The 20489-nt window shown below is 45.5% G+C and carries 12 protein-coding genes (1 of these 12 cut by a window edge); 2 read left to right on the top strand and 10 right to left on the bottom strand.

Translation table 11 applies throughout. From position 1 onward, the window contains the following. Positions 1–719: 719 nt before the first annotated feature. On the bottom strand, positions 720–1757 hold the full coding sequence (locus tag B5D50_RS11390; RefSeq protein WP_078922766.1) for an isocitrate/isopropylmalate family dehydrogenase: 1038 nt from the start codon (positions 1755–1757) through the stop codon (positions 720–722). 254 nt (positions 1758–2011) lie between these two features. Between B5D50_RS11390 and aceK the strand changes: the two genes are divergently transcribed. Continuing rightward, positions 2012–3754, top strand: coding sequence for a bifunctional isocitrate dehydrogenase kinase/phosphatase (aceK, locus tag B5D50_RS11395; RefSeq protein WP_078922767.1), 1743 nt, complete (start codon positions 2012–2014; stop codon positions 3752–3754). On the opposite strand, the gene B5D50_RS11400 is transcribed toward aceK, so the two are convergent. Both B5D50_RS11400 and B5D50_RS11405 read right to left on the bottom strand, forming a co-directional pair. Then, complete coding sequence (locus B5D50_RS11400) at positions 3751–5781, bottom strand: hypothetical protein (protein WP_078922768.1); 2031 nt, start codon at positions 5779–5781, stop codon at positions 3751–3753. The genes aceK and B5D50_RS11400 overlap by 4 nt on opposite strands. 31 nt (positions 5782–5812) lie before the next feature. After that, entirely contained in the window at positions 5813–7099 is a 1287-nt protein-coding gene (locus B5D50_RS11405) for an ATP-dependent 6-phosphofructokinase (RefSeq protein ID WP_078922769.1), read from the bottom strand. Positions 7100–7135: 36 nt separating this feature from the next. Between B5D50_RS11405 and B5D50_RS11410 the strand changes: the two genes are divergently transcribed. Continuing rightward, a complete protein-coding gene (locus B5D50_RS11410) occupies positions 7136–7537 on the top strand; it encodes a hypothetical protein (RefSeq protein WP_078922770.1) in 402 nt (133 codons plus the stop codon). A 72-nt stretch (positions 7538–7609) separates the two neighbouring features. Here the strand turns inward: B5D50_RS11410 and B5D50_RS11415 are convergent, their stop codons facing one another. The 7 genes from B5D50_RS11415 to dnaX form a co-directional block, all read right to left on the bottom strand. Further along, a complete protein-coding gene (locus B5D50_RS11415) occupies positions 7610–10585 on the bottom strand; it encodes an IPTL-CTERM sorting domain-containing protein (protein WP_159448624.1) in 2976 nt (991 codons plus the stop codon). Between the two features lie 220 nt (positions 10586–10805). Beyond that, complete coding sequence (locus B5D50_RS11420) at positions 10806–12284, bottom strand: DUF7507 domain-containing protein (protein WP_078922772.1); 1479 nt, start codon at positions 12282–12284, stop codon at positions 10806–10808. 48 nt (positions 12285–12332) lie between these two features. Then, positions 12333–17354, bottom strand: coding sequence for an SdrD B-like domain-containing protein (locus B5D50_RS11425; RefSeq protein ID WP_078922773.1), 5022 nt, complete (start codon positions 17352–17354; stop codon positions 12333–12335). Between the two features lie 236 nt (positions 17355–17590). Then, the gene (locus B5D50_RS11430) at positions 17591–17941 is read right to left on the bottom strand and encodes a histidine triad nucleotide-binding protein (RefSeq protein WP_078922774.1); all 351 of its coding nucleotides are present in this window, start codon (positions 17939–17941) and stop codon (positions 17591–17593) included. Beyond that, positions 17941–18537, bottom strand: coding sequence for a recombination mediator RecR (gene recR / locus B5D50_RS11435; protein WP_078922775.1), 597 nt, complete (start codon positions 18535–18537; stop codon positions 17941–17943). The genes B5D50_RS11430 and recR overlap by 1 nt, the downstream gene beginning before the upstream one ends. Positions 18538–18554: 17 nt before the next feature. Beyond that, complete coding sequence (locus tag B5D50_RS11440) at positions 18555–18878, bottom strand: YbaB/EbfC family nucleoid-associated protein (RefSeq protein ID WP_200807086.1); 324 nt, start codon at positions 18876–18878, stop codon at positions 18555–18557. Positions 18879–18930: 52 nt separating this feature from the next. Beyond that, on the bottom strand, positions 18931–20489 hold the 3' portion of the coding sequence (dnaX, locus tag B5D50_RS11445; protein WP_078922777.1) for a DNA polymerase III subunit gamma/tau. 268 nt of this gene lie beyond the right edge of the window; only the last 1559 of its 1827 coding nucleotides appear in the window; its start codon lies beyond the right edge, outside the window — the gene reads right to left on this strand; it ends in the stop codon at positions 18931–18933.

The following is a 20489-nucleotide window of genomic DNA, read 5'->3' on the forward strand; positions in this document are numbered from 1 at the left end:
ATTAATCTAAAAACCACTACCATTCATCCTGATTAAAACCATGAAATCGCTTATTCAGACCTATGTTTTTAAAGTATATTAAATACTACTTATTAAGTATAATATGGATTTTATTTATGAATGAAAAAATTGGATTTGTTGATACATGTCTAGCATGATTTAAATAAATCTCCTGAATATATCAATGGTGAAAAGTACTGCCATTATGATTGCAAACTTAAATTTGGAAAAGAAAGTGATATAAACCAATGGAACTCTGAGAATAGAAAACCAATCCTATTAAAAGATTTCTTCGATACCAGAATCAAGAGCAACCGCATTTACAGTAGATTCTAGAGATCTTCAGGAAAATACTGAAAAACCTGTCACTCGTATGATAAATAAGTTACTGAATGGGATTGACTAACATGAAATCATGGTTTTATTTCTTTTTATTTATATCACTCCAAGCCCATTGTCTAGCCGCTCCCATAAAATGTAATGGCAACGTATCAGGGCGAAATTCAATATAATAGCTATGACCCTATGTTTTCATTTATTAGCTTTAGTAGTCATGATGAAGCTAATATTTCTATTTAGGCCAACCAACGATTCCATGATGAATATTCTTGGTTTTAAATACACCTATGCCCTAAACTCAACTAAGCCTTGAATTAAATTTAGCAATAACAGTGCACCACTCGGATGCACTTAAATTAAAGCTTGGATAACTCAACGAGTTATAAAAAAGTTTTCATCCGCTCAATCACGACTTGAGTGAACTCATCTGTATTCAATTTACCCTTCAGATCACGAGTACACTCACCTGACTCAATCGCACTCAGTAAACCTAAACGTAAGGCATGACCTAAATCATAACGATCCACATGATCTAGCAACATACCAAAGGCTAATAGGACAGCGGAGGGATTGGCAATATTTTTGCCTGCAATATCTGGAGCCGTCCCGCCAGCAGGATCAAACATCGCAATATCCACGCTGTAATCATCATTGAAAGAATAATTACCACTAGCACCTGTGCCTAAGCTGCCGACTAAACCACAGGCCATATCAGATAAGAAATCACCATACTCATTGAGCGTCACGATCACTTCATAATCTTGAGGCTTCATAATGATTTTTGCGAGTAAGGCATCAAATAATTCGACATTATGCGGGACATCCGTGTAATCAGCACTCACCTTTTTCACGATGTCTTCAAACAAACCATCCGTGACTTTTTGAATGGTATGCTTAGACGAAGAAGTCACTTTATAATTACGGCCACCATAAGTCTGACCTTTCTTACGCGCTAATTCAAAGGCAAAATGCGCCGCCTGAGTACAAGGCCGCGTTTCAACCATCCGTACAGAGATCGCACTATCTAAACCAATGCGTTGACCCGGATCATCATAAGTACCACCCGTAGCGACGCGAATAATATGCAGGTTCACGTTTTCTTTGAAATTAGAATTAATACCTTTAATCGAAATCACTGGACGATAAATCACACTGAAATTCAACCGCCGACGAATTAAGGCATTGGGGCTACGAGTACGAGTTTCAGTCGGGTATTTTAAGGCTAACTTAGTCGCACGCATGGACGCTTCGGCCTCATCAATCGCAGCCAACCCTTTGGCCTCACGAGTCGCCACTGACCAGTCAACCGGTTTGAAACTAATCTCAACCGGCAAAGCTGCCGCGACTTGGTGAACAGCTGCTGCTAATTCTGCGCCAATACCATCGCCTAATAATTCGGTAATCTCAATTTTGCTCATTCAAGCTCCTCCTTGGGTGGTCATTGCTGAAGACATTTTAGGAATTATTACTCTAGGCAATAATATACATCCTCACTATAATTGTCGACAATAACTGCTTTTTAATGAGATAATCTGCTTATAAAAGCTTTACATGTCGACAAAATTAGAGGCAAGGCTCAGCGTGCAGCAGTAAACTGCTGAATAATGCGTAGTTGTTGCAGCGCACAGAATGCTGCTATACCATCTCTGCCAATCTATCTAGAGCAAGCATTATGGAAGCAGCCACTCGTCTTAGTCAGAACATTGCAAGCACGATTATTGAAGGCTTCAATCGCCATTTTAGTATCTTTCAACAAATTACTTCGGGTGCACGCGAACGCTTTGCCAAAGCGGATTGGCATGCTGTGCAACGCGCTTCTCGTGAACGTATCATGCTCTATGATCACCGGATTGAGGAAACTATTGCCTTAGTGCGTGGTTTATACGGAATCAAACAGCTCGATACAGAGCTTTGGAAACAGATTAAACTCTGCTATATGCGCTTATTGTCATATCACCAACAGCCTGAGCTAGCTGAAACTTTCTATAACTCAGTGTTCTGCCATCAGTTTGAGCGCATTTATTACACCAATGAATTTATTTTCGTCCGTAATGCAATTTCAACCGATTATATTGAATCGACTGACTCAGAACAGGTTAGTTATCAAGCTTACTACCCTAATGAGATTGGTTTGATTGCAGCGATTCGTCAAATTATTCAGCAAGCTAATTTCACTACCCCCTTTGAAAATCTTGAGCGCGATATTCGAAGTATTCGCCGGGCGATTGTTAAACGGTTTCGAGGTAAGCTAGCGCGTAAAACTCATCTGAACTTTCAGCTCAGTGTGATTTGCAGCCCTTTTTTCCGTAATAAAGCTGCCTATATTGTTGGGCATTATAGCAATGGTCGGGAAGATGAAGGCTTCGCTCTGGCGGTTTTAAATAATGAACAAGGTCAGCTGTATATTGATGCGCTACTGATCGGTGAAAAGCAGTTATCCGTTGTATTTAGCTATTCACAAGCTTATTTCATGATTGAGCACCAAATTCCCTCGGCTATTGTTTCATTTTTACAAACGATTTTACCAGAACGCACCCGTTCAGAATTATATTCAGCAATCGGTTTACACAAGCAGGGTAAATCAGATTTTTATCGCCATTTCTTGCATCACATGCGTCATTCTAGTGATCAATTTGTGATTGCCCCGGGGATTCGCGGCATGGTGATGATGGTTTTCACCCTACCCTCTTATCGCTATGTTTTTAAAATTATTAAAGATAAATTTGCACCACAAAAAGAGTTCACCCGCAAAGTCGTTGCGGAAAAATATCAACTGGTTAAACGCCATGATCGTGTCGGGCGTATGGCAGATATGTTGGAATACTCGGATGTTAGTCTACCCGAGAATCGAATTCAGCCTGAGCTATTAAAAGAATTACTTGAAACTTGCGCAAGCAGTATGAGCCTCGAGAATGGTAAAGTGATTTTCAAGCACATCTATATTGAGCGGCGCATGATTCCTTTGAATATTTATCTAGAAACCGCCACCGATGCTCAACTCGAGCGAGTGATTCGTGATTACGGTGATGCGATTAAGCAACTAGCCGCTGCGAATATTTTCCCTGGTGATTTTTTATATAAAAACTTTGGTGTCACTCAGCTTGGGCGAGTAGTATTTTATGATTATGATGAAATCACTTATATGACGGAATGTAATTTCCGCAAAATCCCGCCACCTCGATTCCCCGAAGATGAGTTCAGTTCAGAGCCTTGGTATTCGATTGAGCCAAATGATGTCTTCCCAGAAGAGTTTGGTACTTTTCTTTTAACCAACCCAAAGATCCGTAAAATCTTTATGAAATACCATAAAGACTTACTCAGTGCTGCTTATTGGCAAAAGAAGAAAGATAATATTCAAAATGGAATTTATGAAGATGTCTTCCCTTATCCTGAGGATCTACGCTTTAAGCGCTAGTACTGAGCCAGATTGATATTCTGGGTAATAGCTAGCACTGAAGTTCTTCGATTCGCGGCGGTTTGGCTGCTCATCACGCCGAGCAGCGTTAAACCATCGCGGCGGATAGCTTCAGAAAGCAGAATATTGCTCGTCACCCCTACCGTATTGAGATACGAGGCTAATTGATTGAAACAAACTATTTCCTGTGCGGGGAAATGGCGCAGATAAGCATCCAAAACGGGAGTTTTGCGGCGTAACTCATTCAGTAAGCTTTGTGCTAAACCGCTGGCAACTTGTATCAAACTCGCGGGTTTTAAAGGTTTATTTAAAGCAGCTAAACTTAAACTGAGCTTAGGATCAGTGGGTATAAGGATACAAGCGCCTAACGGCAAATCCGCTAAAGCCAGCTCACCCTGCGCATTGCTCGTCACGGTATAATAATGGTCGGGATCAAAAAATAAGGTAAATGGCAAATGAGCTGCTGCCTGTCGAGTCCCAACAAATAAGACACGCACATCTAGGTAGGCAAGTTTAACTAGATTCCTTAATTGTGATGGCTCTAATACAAACTGGAGCGCTAATTCACGACGCTGATTGGCTAAGCCCAAATGGATCAGCGGTTGTACTTGAGCATGCATAATCGCTAAGCGCTTCATTGCAAAGCTACGAATCGGCGAATAATCCAAGTCCACTAAGCGTTGTTGCTCGACTGAGCCTGATTGTAGGGCTTTTAAAGCCGGTTGTAGGAGCTTATCACCGATGGCTTGTTGCTCAGCCCCAACACTGCCTAAAGGATGCCCATCAGCTCGCCCCTCGCTAAACTCGTGGATACGCTGTGTTAACCAAGTTTCTAGTTGCTGCGCGCCAAATGGGTCGAATTGGCGATATTCGCCTAAACTCAGACTCGAATAGTGGGCTAAATAAGCATGATAGCGAAACTCGGTTAAACCCAGCCCCAAAGCCATGAAGCTCTCGGGAATAACCCGACGCATATCATGAATTTGAGCCTCAGTTTCAGTACCATCGACCTGCAGGATTTGATTCGCTGCTTGCACCAAAATCGGTGCATATTCAAGACTCAGCTGTTTGGGTTCTGCGGCAAACCCTAAAATACAAACCACGCCATCATCGGCGATATTGCCGCCAATCCGTGCAGGATAAAGATTAATTTTGGGTAGCTCGCCACCTGCTACGGCTTGCAAGCGATTACCGGAAATCTCACAACCCTCTAAAACACCGGCCAAAGAGATCGAATGCGCCCCCTTAGTAGCAATCAGATTAGAGCGGATCACTAATTGCCGTTGCATACCATCACTGGCAAAAATACCTTGGAGTGGACCATTCGGCGCACTAATCTGGCAGTTTTGGATCGTCACATTTTCCATGATCGTACCTGCCATTTGATCCGCAAGGCGGCGATATTGATCGCCTTCACGCCGACCTAAAGCCGGTGGAATCAGCTGAATGGCATCCCGATGTGCCTCAGTATACGTGCGCTGATCACGAATGATCAAACCATCCACCACGACATGATTGCTCCATACCCGTACCGCATCGGTTTGCTCAGGCAAAGTCAGCTGAATATTATCTTTACCCTTAAAAACTGCCCGCTGCCCACTAGGGTTGACCTGTTGATAAGACTCGGTAGCAAACTCATCCCAATTAATGGTACTCGCTTGACCACTTTCCTCATCCACCATGTATAAATATTCACTTTGCTTGGCAGCAGGCGCAAGAAAGAAATCATTGGTGGCAGCTAAAGCTTTTAATTTAGCTGGATATTCGCTCAGGACCTGTTTAGCACGGGCAGCACGCTGTTGATAGCTCAGCCAATTGGCTTGCATCAGCGCAATTTTCTGCTCAATACCAGCAGGTGGCTGCGGAGAGTCTTTGAGTATGATTAAATTTTGAATATACGCTGGCAAATAATGAGGTGACTCTGGATCAAGGTATTTAGCCGTTTGCACTAAATCCTCATTGGCTTTTTTTAATTGCCGCACATAGTCAGTCGCGAGCGTATGCCCTTGCACACTTGGTTCACTCATACCTTCCCCCTTTGCTGCTAAAACTGCGCCACTAGCCCATTAGTTGCGGTTGCCCCGTATTTTCACGCACACTAAACCACAATTCCCCACAAGGGTTAACAGTACGCTGCTGCCCTTTTAAAGCGCGAATCGGTACATGAGTTAAACGCCCATTCCAATCACCGATCAACATACCGCCCTTACCCGCCATTGCAGCATGCACAGCAGCTCGTGCTAATTGATCACAATACAACTGATCCGAAGCCGTCGGAGGTGCAGAGCGAATTAAATAGCTTGGCTCGATGTATTTTAAACCAAAAGGGATCGGTAATTGGCTGAAATGCTCAGTGATTTTTTGCTTTAAATATAAGCCAATATCGCCTAATTTAGCATTGCCCGAAGCATCACAACCGACGCCCTGCACTAAATCCTGCCCTGCACCCTCGGCAACCACCACCACCGCATGATGGCGACTGGCTAAGCGTTGCTCCAATAAGGTGAGTAAGCCATTCTTACCCTCTAAACTAAAGGGAACTTCAGGCAATAAACAAACATTGGCATTACCCGAGGCTACGCAAGCAGTTGCCGTAATAAAACCCGCATGCCGCCCCATTAATTTGACCAAACCTACACCATTAGGCATGCCCTTGGCCTCTACATTGGCGACATTAATCGCTTTAACAGCTTCAGCCACCGCCGTATCAAACCCAAAAGTACGACGCACATAAGGAATATCATTATCAATCGTTTTCGGAATACCGACGATGGAAATCGCTAAAGCACGCGCCCGAATCTCATTCCATAACGCCTCTGCCCCACGCATTGAGCCGTCACCGCCGATCACAAACAACATATCAATCTTGTGTTTTTGCAAATTATCGACTATTTCATTAGTGGGCGGCGTCCCGCGTGAAGAACCAAGGAGAGTACCACCATTCCCCTTAATACCTGATACCGTATCGGGTGTAAGTGTGATGGGCGCACTTCCTAGATTGCCAAGACCATGATAGCCATAACGGATACCTAAAATATCTCGACAGCCATAGACATGCCATAATTGCATGACCAAACCACGAATCACTGCGTTTAAGCCCGGGCATAAACCACCGCAGGTCACAATCGCAGCTCTGGTTTTGTTTGCTTCAAAAAACAGGAATTCACGCGGGCCAGCCAATTCCAAGGTTGCTACAGATTGCAGTTCAAACCCTAAGTCTTGGCAATGGACTTCAGGCTGCAATAATAAACGCTCGTGCTCATTGCGATAGCTAAAATTTAATAAGCGGTGTAAGGGATTTGGGTGCTGACAAACGCCTAAGTGATCAATACTGAAATCCGCCACGATAAGTCCTTTAATATAGACAAGGTAAAACCATAGATGCTAAACAATATCACAGACTGGCTAGCGCAACACCACACACTCCTGTACTGGTTTGGCATTACCTCATTCTTTATGTTCGTGCTTTCTTTGTTGCTCTTACCTTGGTTACTCAACAAAATTCCAGCCGATTACTTTATGCATAAAGAAGAAAAGCATAAATTCAATCCCTTCAATCCGATTAATATCATTCGCAACTTGCTGGGGCTGTGCATCCTCATCTGTGGGGTATTTATGTTGATCTTACCCGGCCAAGGTATTCTAGGTATTTTGCTGGGTCTTACGTTGATGAATTTCCCCGGTAAATATTCCATCGAACGTTGGGTAGTAACCCGTAAAGGGGTACTAGAGAGTATCAATTGGATTCGTAAAAAAGGTGGGCAGCCGCCTTTACAGGTTTAGAGTTAACGGGATACTGGCTGGTTATGAACATTAGCCCAACATGCGGTTGGGCTAATGTTTGATCGTTAGTCGTTAAACTTTGCGCCGTCTCCAGAACGCTAATCCGGTCAATAACATGGATAGCAGACCTAAGCCCCATTGGCTTAAAGTAGGTATTTGTAAATTACCCTCAGACGGCAAGAAACCAAAACCTACGGTTAAATTCGTCGAGGGGTCATTATCACCGTCATTCGTAGGCTCACCGCCCCAAGTTAATTTAATCGGTAAACTACCGACCGAACCATCGGTTTTAGTAATACCATTGCTATCGTTATTGACATTATCATTAGGATCACTTCCTCCTTGCGTTAAGTTATAACCTACAGGCGGCGTGACTCGAAGGACATAATCACCTTCACGCAAGTTCCCAAAGAAGTATTCCCCATTACTGCCTGTTGTTTGTGACCCCACCGTCTTGCCATAAATATCGGTCACGGGTTTACCATCCAGACCGACTAAACTCACCGTGGCTTTTGGAATACCCGGTTCACCCGCCTCTTGCTTACCATCACCATCAAGATCCACCCACAAGCGACTGCCTAAACCGACCGAGCGATAGAAACCACAGTCAACGGTATGGTTCACCAAGCCACTCTTACCCTCCAAACTCATGAGCTTGAAAGATAAGGTTTGGAAACCATCATCAACCGCTTTGCAGTTACTATCGGTATTGGAATTATTATTATCTGGATCAGCCCCACCGGGTGAGAGTTGATAACCTAGACTGGGTTGAACATGAATGCCATAACTACCGGGAATCAAATGAGTGAATTGATATTTACCATCCGCGCCCGTGGTAACACTGGTCACGGCTTTCCCAGTGGCATCATAAACCGTAGAAATACCATCGGCGGCTGTTAGTGTGACAATGGCACCACTGACCCCACCTTCACCCGCATCTTGCACCCCATCGGCATTTTTATCCTCCCAAATCAGATCACCCAAGGTCAGGGTTGGATAAAAACCGCAATCAGCCGTTAAATTGCCATTGCTGCCGTCGCCATCAATCAATAAATCTGGCTCAGTTCCTTCAGCTAAACTAAAGATCGGGGTTTTAGCCAAGCCTTGTTGATCCAAAATACAATTGCTATCGGAATTATGCGTATCCTCATCCACATCCAAACCACCGAGGCTTAGATAATAGCCAGCCGGCTGCTGCACGGTAATTTGATAATCACCCGCCGGTAAATGTGTAAACTGATATTTCCCATCGGCAGTCGTGATTTGAGCAGGCACTGTCTTGCCATCGAGGTCTTGAGCAGCCACACCACTGGCGGTTAACAGCGTCACGGTAGCTCCCGCTAAACCTAACTCGTCAGGATCACGAATTCCATCACCATCACCATCCATCCAAATCGAGTCACCCACATTCACAGCGGAAGCTGCGACTTTAGGGGGCAAGACTCCAAAGTCGATGGTTAAATTCGAGCGTTCATCCGCTGTACCCGCACCATCCTCACCCGCCACACCATTCACCGTCGGTGATTCTTGAGTCGGCTCATCGGCTGTTAAGCTGATCAAACTTGAGCATAAGCCCATGTTGATCATATCCGTACCATTGTCGTTATTATCGACATTCAGATTAGCATCTTGCTCATTGCCACCGGTACTGGCGGTATAACCAAGTAATAGAGATTTAGCGGTAAAATTAGCCGCGCTCAGGCAGACTTGATAATTGCCGACCGCTAAGCCACTGAATAAATAATAGCCATCTTGAGTCGTGGCTGTTTCCAGTACCACGCCTTTGTCGTCCCGCAATTCGACTTGAACGCCATTCATGATGGCAGCCTCACCTTGATCGCGTTTACCATTATTGGCATAAGCGGCAACACCGGCGCCATCATCCACCCAGACTTGGTTACCAAGGCTATGCAGAGGTTGTTTGGACTGATAGAAGCCACAGTCAAGCGTCATATTGCCATTTGCATCATCTCCATCAGTGGTAGGCTCACTACCCGCCGTTAAGCTGATGGGTAAGGTCTCAGCACCGCTATTATTCGCAACGCAATTATTATCCTTATCATTGGCATCCGTATTCGCATCAACACCCCCGGAGCTGACCAGATAGCCCGCTGGTGGAGCAACTTTAAGAATATAATCCCCCTCAGGGAGATTAGTGAAGGTATAAGCACCTGTCGCGCCAATAGTTTGCGTACCCACCACGACATTATCCAAATCACGTGCCACCGTGCCATCCGCTTTCAGCAGGCTAACCACAGCTCCGACTAAGCCAAATTCACCTTTGGATTGCTGACCATCTTCATTCGCATCCAACCAGATAAAACTTCCAAGGCTCATCGGCGTTTGAGGACGCTTGCTAATCGTGACTTGATAATCCTCAACCTCACCATCTGCTGCCTCACCCGTAATACCATCCCCCCCTAAACTTGAGCAGCGGAAACGGGCATAACTCGCCCCCTCCATCGCAAAGGAGGGAACATCAATACTCAGTTTATTAACCCCTGCTAGGAGCGGGGTATTGGTCAAGATCTGTTCTGCAGGCCCTGTCCAGCTGCCATCACCGTTCCAGTCAAGCCAAGCATTGAGCTTGCAAGCATTACTGGCCACGACATCTAAAGCAACGCCTGTTGCGCCTAGCGCCAAGGTATCAAAGGTGACACCATCCTCATCATCCGGTGTCGTACAATTTCCATAGGAGGGAGTCCCCTTTGAATCGTCATCTTTAGTCGCCATGCCGACTAAAGCCCCTCCATCCGCCATGAAGCCCGGATCACTATCCACACAGCTGCCGAGAAATACTCCCGTACCTAATTGATGGCGTGCTCCATTACTAGCAGTCAGTGAAGGATAAAGGGGATCAGGTGCATCACCATAATCAAAAGGGACGAGCAATTTGATACAAGACTCGTCATCCTCGACGGGCAAACCACTCGCACGATTGCCTGGGGTCGAGTCAATATCAGTACCATCTGCTTTAATGACTTGAGTACAATTAGTAATGGTCTCACTCGCTTGAACACTGGAAAGAACCGCCAGCAAGCTGAGCATTGATATGCTTAAAGGGAGCTTTGTTATTTTCATCATTAATGCCCTGGCATTTGTTGTAATTGAGATCCGCTAAACACTTGTTATAAAAAATAAACCGAGGATCAAAGGGTCAAAGAGTCAAAATAAAAAATCATGAGTCAATCGACCGAAGCAGCAAACTGCCTCGGCCTCGTTCATGGCTTACTGAGTGACGTACTGAATCACGCTGACTGAGTGAGCATTACTTCACGGTTGCAGTAATTTCTAAGGTTTTGCTTGCACCATTATTCAGAGCATCGACTGTCCATACCCCTGTCATAGTATCGAAACTACCTGCGCCATTATCACTGACATAGACTAAGCTGCTCGGTAAGACATCGGCGACCTTTACACCAGTGGCATGATCAGGGCCTTTATTCGTTACCGTTAAGCTGTACTTCACCGTATCGCCACGACGTGCCGTGGTTTTATCCAAGGTTTTGGTCAATTCAAGGTCAACCGTGGGCGCGACGGTAATGGTGGAAATATCATGGTCGTCTTCATCACCCCCAGTATTATCCGTGACATCATCAACTAAGCCTGTTTCATTGGCAGAGTTATTATCTGCGCTAGAATCGGTGTCAGTCGCGGCCGCACCCGCTGCATCCAAGGCCGCACTAATTTCTGCCGCATTGGTTAAACTGCCAGCAGCGGCTTGATCAGAAACAATCAACTTAATATCAACCGTGGTCGTATCGCCTGCCGCTAATAGAGCAATCGTGGTCGTGGCCGTACTGCCATTAGCCGTCCAATTAGTATCGGTTGGATCTAAGCTCATACCTGTAGGAATGTAGTCAGTTACGGTAATACCCTTAGCCTCCACCGTACCTTGATTGAGCACCTCAATCGTATAGGTGACGGTTTCACCCGCTTTAACCGTAGTGGCTTGACCCATTTTTGGTTTCTTAGTTAAGGCTAAGTCGAATTTTGGCTTGGCAACAAAGGTAACTTTGTAGTCTTCAACCTCACCATCAACAGCAAGCCCTTTTGGCGTAGAAGCGGTCAAAGTGTCAGTACTTAAACGACAACGTGCATAGCTACTCCCCTTAGTATCTGCCGTGGCAGTGGCCGGTACTTGAGGCATAACCACCTCTAAAGCCGCCGCATTAGTCCCCGCAGGCACAGCGACTGCACCTGACTCAGAGCCATCGGTCGCAAACAGACCATCACCGTTATAGTCAATCCAGCACACTAAACTAGCCGCTTTACTCGTCGTATTTGTTACATTCACACTCAAAGTCAGTGCCTGACCATCGGTCAAGGCCGGCATATTCACCCCATCATCATCCGTACCTTCTAAAGCAGCATTGGGATCTGGCTGACCATCTGCTTCATCATCAATCGCTGCCCCCAATTTCAAACCCGGAATAATTTCGTGTTGTGCACCACCGCTAGCCGCTAAACTTCCATAACTATCCGGTGCATCCCCTAAGTCATAGACCGATTGCACCGTCAACGCCACGCAAGCCTCATCATCTTCTTTGGCATCCCCGACCAGCATCGGGTTACTCCACACTGCATTATTGGCGGTAGAATCGGCATCACCTTCGGTACTGGCGCTGACTTGTGCACAGTTGATAATCGGAGCATTGGCGGCCCAAACCGAATCCGCTGCGGCTAAAACACCGACTGCACAGAAGGTTAGTAATAAGTGCCTAGCTGGTTTTATTTTTTTCATCATGAATACTCTTTATTGTAATTGTTAGCCCAAGGGATTAATAACTGGTCTCTAATCTACGGTGACCGGAATCTCCAAATACACTGCTTGCCCAGCATTTAGATTGCCGACCTCCCAAATACCTGTTCCTGTATCATACGTACCTTGTTGTGCTACTGGCACGATGGCTGGATTGAGGCTGACACCTGTTGGCAGAACATCAGTGACTTTGACACCCGTCGCCGAGCTTGGTCCTTGATTAGTCACCGTCACTTGATAAGTCAGAGCCTCGCCACGCCGTGCATTCGACTTGCTCAGCGTTTTGGTCAGCTCCAGATCGACTAATTTTGGCAAAGCACATTGATTATCAGGAAAGACATAATTTGAGGGCACAATCAAATCCTGTCGCCCAAGGTCAGTCTGATTATGTAGCCAGTAAACAGCCGTCATTGCATACTGAGTTTGACCATTCGCGCCTGTAACTCTATCCAAAATCAGGCGACCCAAAGCGGTCATCGCGGCCTTCTGTGGATTAGTCCAGGACGTATTATTGATCGAATCTTCAACCTTAGCGAAATCCTCACTCCAGTCTGTGTAATACCAGACAAGATACTGCAATAGGCTATCGAGGCTTTCCGTAGCACTACCAAACTCAGCATTGACCGCTGCCAATACCTCATGATCCCCCAAGGCTGTAAATAGCCGTTGCAGAGCATCAATTCGGGTGGCACTTAAGTTTTGGCGGTCGACACCGCTTACTTTAAAGAGATCATCCACTGTTGGATCAGCATCCGCTTTTTCCAAACAGAAACCGATCAGATTTAAATCACCGACCTCTACATTATAAGCATTCGGGTGATGCCACGGACTAGAGCCATAACTGGGCATCTTGGCTTGAATACCTAGCGGTATCGTAGGGGCTGTACATTGCGCATGAAAGACACCTAAATCTTGAGTGTCATCATTGGCGGCTAAATTGAGATCGGTTATTCGATATTGGTTCAGCGTACTGGTCACCACACCATCAGAATCTGAGGTATTGACCCCTACATCTTTAGGGCTTAATGACCAGCCCGCTGGCGTATTAAACTGTAGGCAATAACTCCCCATTGCCAAGCCATTGAACTCATACCAACCGGTTTTAGAGGTATACACATCGGCAATAGATGCCCCTGAGCAACTGGCATTAGCATACAAAAATACTTGTACCTGCCCTACACCGGCTTCATTTGGGTCTTGAATACCGTCCATATTAAGGTCATACCAAACATAGTTACCAAGACTAAGGTTAGGTTTAAACCCAAAATCAAAACCTTGATTTTCTTGACCTGAAGAATCCGCTGTAAAATCGACCGTGATACTGCCCGCGCTCAAGCTACCATCACTGTCATTCAGATCGGTTACGCGATCATTAGTCGTATCCCCGTCTGCATTGGCAGTAGTCAATTGATAATTGCTTAACTCAGCCTGAGCCGCATCAATGCTCAGTGTGCAAGCTGCACCTGGGACTAAAACATTCGCCGCATTACCTTCTGGTAAACCACTAAATTGATAGCTACCTGCTTCATCCAATGGTGTAGAGGCTAAATCAGCTAAAGTCGTGGTTGTAATTGAGGCACTACCACAAGTTAGCTTGACCTCAACCCCAGCCAGACCTGTTTCACTGCTTTCTTGCAGACCATTACCATTGCTATCTAACCACACCCGATTTCCTAGCGTACTCGGCACAATGGCCACAGATGCATCATTAGAAATCACTTGCAAGGAAAGCTCTGGTACTCGCCCACCAAAATTATTGGTATAAATATCGCCAGTCGATGCTGCCGTGACTTTGCCATTCTCATCTAATTGTGGTGTGCCACCGATATTACCTAACGGGCTAAGCTGAATGCGTACCGCTTTACCACCACTGTCACCCATTAAAGCAGGCGTTGTGAAGCGCAAACCGGTAATAGTATCTGCTGGCAAAGCGCCGCAGACCAAGGGTGCGAGGCTACTACAGGCCACCCAAGGCGTCGTACCTGTACCGGTACTAGAACCCCCTGCCAATTGATTATTATTGTTTAGATACATCTCATAACAGAGATCACCCTTGGCTGGCACATAGCCTGCTGCTTGATTACTCGCATGGCAAACATCTTGCTGAATGCTGCTAGAGGCCGCATTCGTCGCATAGAAAACCTCATTATTCGTTGCAGTAATCTGACTAACCGAATAGCTGCCATTAAACCGACTGCTCGGTTGCCGAGTACTTGCTAACCCACTGGAGTTTTGCCCGTTACCATCGTTGTTATAAGGTAAAATGTCGATAAACTCTCCACCGCTATAATCTTCACCGCCTAGATTGGTATAAACCAGCTCAAATTCAAATGGCTCATTCATGCCGTGAATCGGATAGTCTACTGATTTGAAAACATCCAAACCGGCATTAGCGAGAATATTCAGTTGATACTTGGCACGAACCGGATCGCTGGCGGTATCAGTATCCTCACCATCGGGGCCAATATCAGAAGTCAAGATGGCGGTATTAATAAACGTACCTGTCGTCAACTTCGGATCGACCTCGACGGTATAGCGAATCAAAGGCAATTGATCCCCTGTATTCACACTCGCAAAATTCCAGTGAATAGCGCGTGGATTGGTATTTTCCACCGAACTGATCGTCACCGCAGGATTAGCTGCATCATAGGCTGCACGGGTCAACCAAGTGTTGCCTCCATCCAACGAGAACCGTTCAGACCCTAAAACATAATCAGTCCCAACCGGTAAACTATCCGCTAATGAAGCCGTCGTAATCGCGGGACTCCATTGGCCGATGACTTGTGGCTTTAGCATAAATTGCACGCGATCCGCTCCACGCACGACCTTGATACCCCGTGGCTCGGTGTATTTCTCAAGCGCTAGTGAAGAAGGCACTAAAATCACCCGGTCAGCATCATAATCTGCGAAAGAAAAACCGACATGATTCGGATCAATCGAAACCGCACTAATATTTTTCCATGCTGCCCAACTGCCATTTGGACCACTATCTATCCGCGCCGTCATAAAATTGGGTAAATAAGTCACATCTGTCGTTGTATTGGTATAGCCCGTAGCTGTTGGCTTTATTTTCAATAAATGATTGGTAACAAAGGCTATACGGGTGGAGGTCGGGTCAAGACTGAGCAAAAACTCCTTATTGATCACGCCTTGCATCCGCAATTTACTTACTTTATCTGCCCCCCCCAACAAAGCAGGATCCGTCACCCAATCATTCGGCGCATCGGGCTGTTGAGTGGTTTGATTAATACCATCTAACACGAACTTACCATCTAGATTGACATCATCGTCACAAGTTTCATCACGTTGTGCCTGCAAACCCGGGTGGGGGTCATCTGAGTAGAGATAGGTCACTAGCCCCAACTTATCCTCGCTGAAGACCGGGACTAATGGGCCATAACTAACAATCGTTGGATTAAATGCCTTATTCGAATTCCAAGAATAGGTCATATCTGTGCGATTCGGCTCTGACAACCCCACATATTCAAACTGAGTAGTATCAATCTTATCGCAGACTTGCGATTTGCCGCCCTCAACAAAACGGTAGTCCCAAATATTCAGTAGAAACGGGATCGTTGCCCCCAAAGCATATTTACGTGCTCCAGTTTTATGAGGCAGCCATGCGCCATCAAAACCCTTAGCAGCCACCCAGCTCCCGGGTTCTCTATATATCAGCGGGTAAGGGGTATAATCAGGAAAAGGCTCACCATTACCATTATAATTCAGTAGATTATTACCCGAAGCGTCTTCAGTTGAGACCGGATTAAAACCTAAAACGGTCGGTGTGCCGCCTGCTCCTCCTGTCGCACTATAAAACCCTACCGAATTGAGCGTGAATGAAGTACAGGGTAAAGGTGAGCAATTTTGATGATTGGCAATGTCGTTAGGTTCGCTATACCAAACATTAATTTTTAACTCGATTAAATTCGCATCCTTATCGGGATCACGCACATCAATATTTTGCAAATCAATCGCAATATTTGGATCATTAATACCATCTGCTGTGAAATTTGGTCCAAGCTGATCCAGAATATGATTGATTTGCGTACAACTAACCGTTGCATTCGGACCATGATTACCGACTAATTCACAAGCAGGTTTAGCAGGATTCCACGTATATAAAACAGCATGGGTCGAAACCGTGGTGGGTGCGCCCGAGCTAGAAATAATGGCTTTATTATCGTTATTGGTATTGTCGTCGGTGTAATAGTCGAGTAACTGATAGTCCTGTTCAAAATCACCATTCGCCTCATCCGGTGCATTGGCCAGCATTGAACCCTTTTGATATTGCACCTTAATCACATATTCGACCACTGAACCTTTGGTTGTACCATCTGAACCCTTGTAAGCGGGAGCAATATACAGCGGCTGATTTGTCGCTGGATCGAGCGCTGTGACTTGCAGCTCTTTAGTGGTATTCACCCGAAAATTAGCCGTCACGATAACATCTGTCGGGCCGGCTGTTGCAACATTAGAAATCCCGTCCGCTTGTGCTGAGACATTGGCACTGACATGGTTATCGTTCAGCGTGATTTCTGAACCATCATAAGAGGCAGCAATCGCTCGCGCTACGGGATAAATAGCACGGGTCGTTCCCTCAACCGCTGGGCCAAGATTACAGAACAGCGTGCGTTTGTCTACTGAAATACTAGAGACTGGATTCACTTCAGTTGGGTCAGTTTTACAACCCGTCGGCAGGTCAATCCATGCCTGCTTTTTATCCAGCTGAACTGTTGTAGTTAAACTTTTAACCTTGTTGTCATTAACAGAAACTTCGACTAAATAAGTGATGGAGTCTTGCAAACGAGTGACATTGTTATCCTCGCTCTCATCGTAACCTGCGGTGGCTAAGTTGCCATTCCAAGTAGTATTATCAAACGGTTCAGAACCCGTTTTAGCCACTGAAATAGTCGTGTTAACGACCGGTATAGCATTACCTGCAGCCATTGCCGGTTGAGTTAGCAGAAAGAAGATACCTAAACTAGCGAGGAAGGCGGTAGCAGAAAATAGCACGCGCAAACAATAAGGTTTGCTAACAGCATGTTTGTATTTCATTATTATTTAGCCCGTTTTCTTGTTGCCCTGATTCAACAGGACTAGCCTATTTTACTGTAGGAACATAGCGCAGTTATATTGCAAACCAACGCCTTACACGAACCTTAACAATAGCTAACTTAATTGAAGCTATTATTTATTTTAATTGGCAAAAAACGTTCAGCCCTGTGTATAAACTTGGGCAGAGCTAGAGGCTATTAAGGGCGGCCCAAGCCAATCAGCGCGCTGTGTAGGCGTTAATCACTGACTTGATCTTGCTCATGGTCGTAAAAACCCGCCATTAAATGCAAATGCAGATGGAAAATCACTTGACCACCCTTCTCCCCACAATTCATCAGCACCCGATAGCCATCACCATATCCAGCTTCAGCAGCGATCTTTTTAGCGGCTAAAAACAAACGCCCAGCGAGTTCAGCATCGCTCTCTTCCAGATCATTGATCGTCGCAATATGTTTACGTGGCACGATTAACACATGCAAAGGGGCTTTCGGGTAGATGTCCTTAAAAGCCAGCAAATGCTCATCTTCATACACCTTAGTCGAAGGGATTTCTCCATCACGAATCCGACAAAACAAACAAGCTGTCATTAGTATTTTCTCCGTCCTTCAAATGCATGCGATAAAGTACCACTATCAACATATTCAAGCTCACTGCCCATCGGTACACCATGCGCAATTCGACTGGTTGAAACTTGGCGTTTAGCCGCTAACTCACTAATATAATGTGCTGTGACTTCACCTTCAACCGTCGGGTTAGTCGCTAAAATTAACTCCTGCACACTACCCTCATCTAGGCGCTGTTCCAGTCGATCTAAACCAATATCGTCAGGACCAATCCCATCTAAAGGCGACAATCTGCCCCCTAAGACAAAATAATAGCCTCGATAAGCCGTCGCCTGCTCAATGGCGACGACATCTGAGGGATGCTCAACGACACATAAGAGGCTGGCATCGCGGGCAGGATTACTACATAGACGGCAGATAGTCTGCTCAGTTAATGTCCGACATCGCTCACAATGCTGAATATTCTGCATCGCCGCAGCCATCACTCGCGCCAACCGTTCGCCACCTTGACGATCATGTTCGAGCAAATGAAAAGCCATCCGCTGAGCCGTGCGTGCTCCCACTCCGGGTAAACAACGCAAGGCATCCACTAACTCTTTCAATAAGGAGGATTCGGACATCTACATTCCTAATCAGTTTAGAAGGGCAGTTTAAAGCCCGGAGGTAATTGCATCCCCGCTGTAGCATCGGTCATATGCTCACGAGTCGCCACTTCCAAACGCTGTACTGCATCATTGAAGGCAGCAGTGATTAAATCCTCTAACATATCTTTATCATCGGCGAATAAAGAAGGATCAATCGTCACCCGCTTACAAGCATGATTACCTGTAATCACGATAGAGACCAAACCACCACCTGACTGGCCTGTTACCTCCATCAGCGCAATTTCTTGTTGAGCGCGTTGCATGTTTTCCTGCATCTTTTGCGCTTGTTTCATCAGATTACCTAAACCACCTTTCATCATAACTTTATCCTCATTTCTTTGATTAATTGGATAGTATTTTACTCTATTTTTACTCGTGCGTATGCGGGCGGACCGAACCGGCCACAATACTTGCCCCAAACTGCTCTTTTAATTGTAGGACGATGGGATCTTGTTCAATCGCCTGTTCAGCTTGTCGTTGTTGCTCTTGAGTCATCCGTAAGCGCCGTTTTTCTGGCGTATCCGCTAACTCAGGGCTTAGCTCTAAACTGACACGTAGCGCTTGGCCTAAGACCTTAGTTAAAGCAGCCGCTAGTTGCTCTATAGCCCCACTAGTCTGTAAATTACTTGCGCTACTATCCATCAGTAAACGTACTTGATTACCTTCAATAGCCTTTAATAAACAATGCTCTGCTAATTGTTGAGCCATTCCCGTTAAATTTAAACGCGGTAATAACTCATACCATTCATTGCTACTCAGTTCTTGATTATTCAGCTTTGCTTGATCACTCAGTGTTTCTTGCTCGTTCAGCTTTGCTTGATCACTCAATTTTTCTTGATCATTCAGCTTTGCGTTAACCATTAAAACTGGGGTTTCTACGGGCAAACTCTGATTGTTGGCAGCTTTAGGCTCTAACTTTATGGCAGAGTTTACCGATGGTACAACTGAACTGACTGAAGGCAAGGGAATAGACACAAGCCCCGCTGATTCTGGCTTAGGACTGGTTAAGCTTATTGGCCTAGCAGCCGTCGTGATAACAGGCTCTACTGGTGATTGCGCGCTTGGCTTTGATTCAGATAAGGGTGGTGTTAGTTTTTTTTTTAAGGTCGGTGATACTTTTGGATCATCCAAACGAAAGGCCAGCATCCGCAAAAGCATCATCTCAAAACCACTACGGGGGTCTGGATTTAAGGGGAGATCTCGCTTCCCATACAAAGCCATTTGATAAAATAGCTGCAAATCGGCGGGTGTAAATAAATCAATAAGCGCGGCAAGCTCAGTCTCAGACTCAAGGGGTTGAGCGACTAACTGCGCAACGGCTAGTTGATGTAATAAAGCAATTAAACTATCCGCAGCGGTATTAAAATCTGTTGTTACTTGTGCCATTTGCTCAATGGCTACGAGTAAGGCATTGGCATCATTGCGAGCTAAGGCTTGTAGTAAGTGATGTAAGTGCTCACTAGGCAATAAGCCCAGCATATCCTGTACGGATTGATCACTAATTTGCCCCCCTCCCGTCACGATGGCTTGATCAGTTAAACTCAAAGCATCACGCATCGAACCATCAGCCGCTTTAGCCAACAAGTTTAGAGCGGTCGGTGTAAAAGCAATCTGCTCCTCAGTGAGTACATGTGCTAAATGTGAGCTAATGAGCGCTAAGGGCATCCGCTTGAGATTAAATTGCAAACAACGCGATAAAACCGTCACTGGCAATTTTTGTGGGTCAGTAGTTGCTAATAAAAATTTAACGTGAGGCGGTGGCTCTTCCAAAGTTTTTAACAACGCATTGAAACTATGCCCAGAAAGCATATGCACTTCATCAATTAGATAGATTTTATAGCGGCCACGAGTAGGCGCATATTGGACATTATCGAGTAGCTCTCGGGTGTCCTCCACTTTGGTTCGTGAAGCAGCATCCACCTCTAAAA

Origin of the sequence: Thiothrix eikelboomii (assembly GCF_900167255.1) — a bacterium.
GTDB lineage: Bacteria > Pseudomonadota > Gammaproteobacteria > Thiotrichales > Thiotrichaceae > Thiolinea > Thiolinea eikelboomii.

What these genes read in the sequence shown, in the direction of transcription:
- B5D50_RS11390 (WP_078922766.1), bottom strand. Translation starts at nt 1,757, where the DNA reads ATGAGCAAAATTGAGATTACCGAATTATTAGGCGATGGTATTGGCGCA.
- aceK (WP_078922767.1), top strand. Translation starts at nt 2,012, where the DNA reads ATGGAAGCAGCCACTCGTCTTAGTCAGAACATTGCAAGCACGATTATT.
- B5D50_RS11400 (WP_078922768.1), bottom strand. Translation starts at nt 5,781, where the DNA reads ATGAGTGAACCAAGTGTGCAAGGGCATACGCTCGCGACTGACTATGTG.
- B5D50_RS11410 (WP_078922770.1), top strand. Translation starts at nt 7,136, where the DNA reads ATGCTAAACAATATCACAGACTGGCTAGCGCAACACCACACACTCCTG.
- B5D50_RS11415 (WP_159448624.1), bottom strand. Translation starts at nt 10,585, where the DNA reads ATGCTCAGCTTGCTGGCGGTTCTTTCCAGTGTTCAAGCGAGTGAGACC.
- B5D50_RS11420 (WP_078922772.1), bottom strand. Translation starts at nt 12,284, where the DNA reads ATGATGAAAAAAATAAAACCAGCTAGGCACTTATTACTAACCTTCTGT.
- B5D50_RS11425 (WP_078922773.1), bottom strand. Translation starts at nt 17,354, where the DNA reads ATGAAATACAAACATGCTGTTAGCAAACCTTATTGTTTGCGCGTGCTA.
- B5D50_RS11430 (WP_078922774.1), bottom strand. Translation starts at nt 17,941, where the DNA reads ATGACAGCTTGTTTGTTTTGTCGGATTCGTGATGGAGAAATCCCTTCG.
- recR (WP_078922775.1), bottom strand. Translation starts at nt 18,537, where the DNA reads ATGTCCGAATCCTCCTTATTGAAAGAGTTAGTGGATGCCTTGCGTTGT.
- B5D50_RS11440 (WP_200807086.1), bottom strand. Translation starts at nt 18,878, where the DNA reads ATGAAAGGTGGTTTAGGTAATCTGATGAAACAAGCGCAAAAGATGCAG.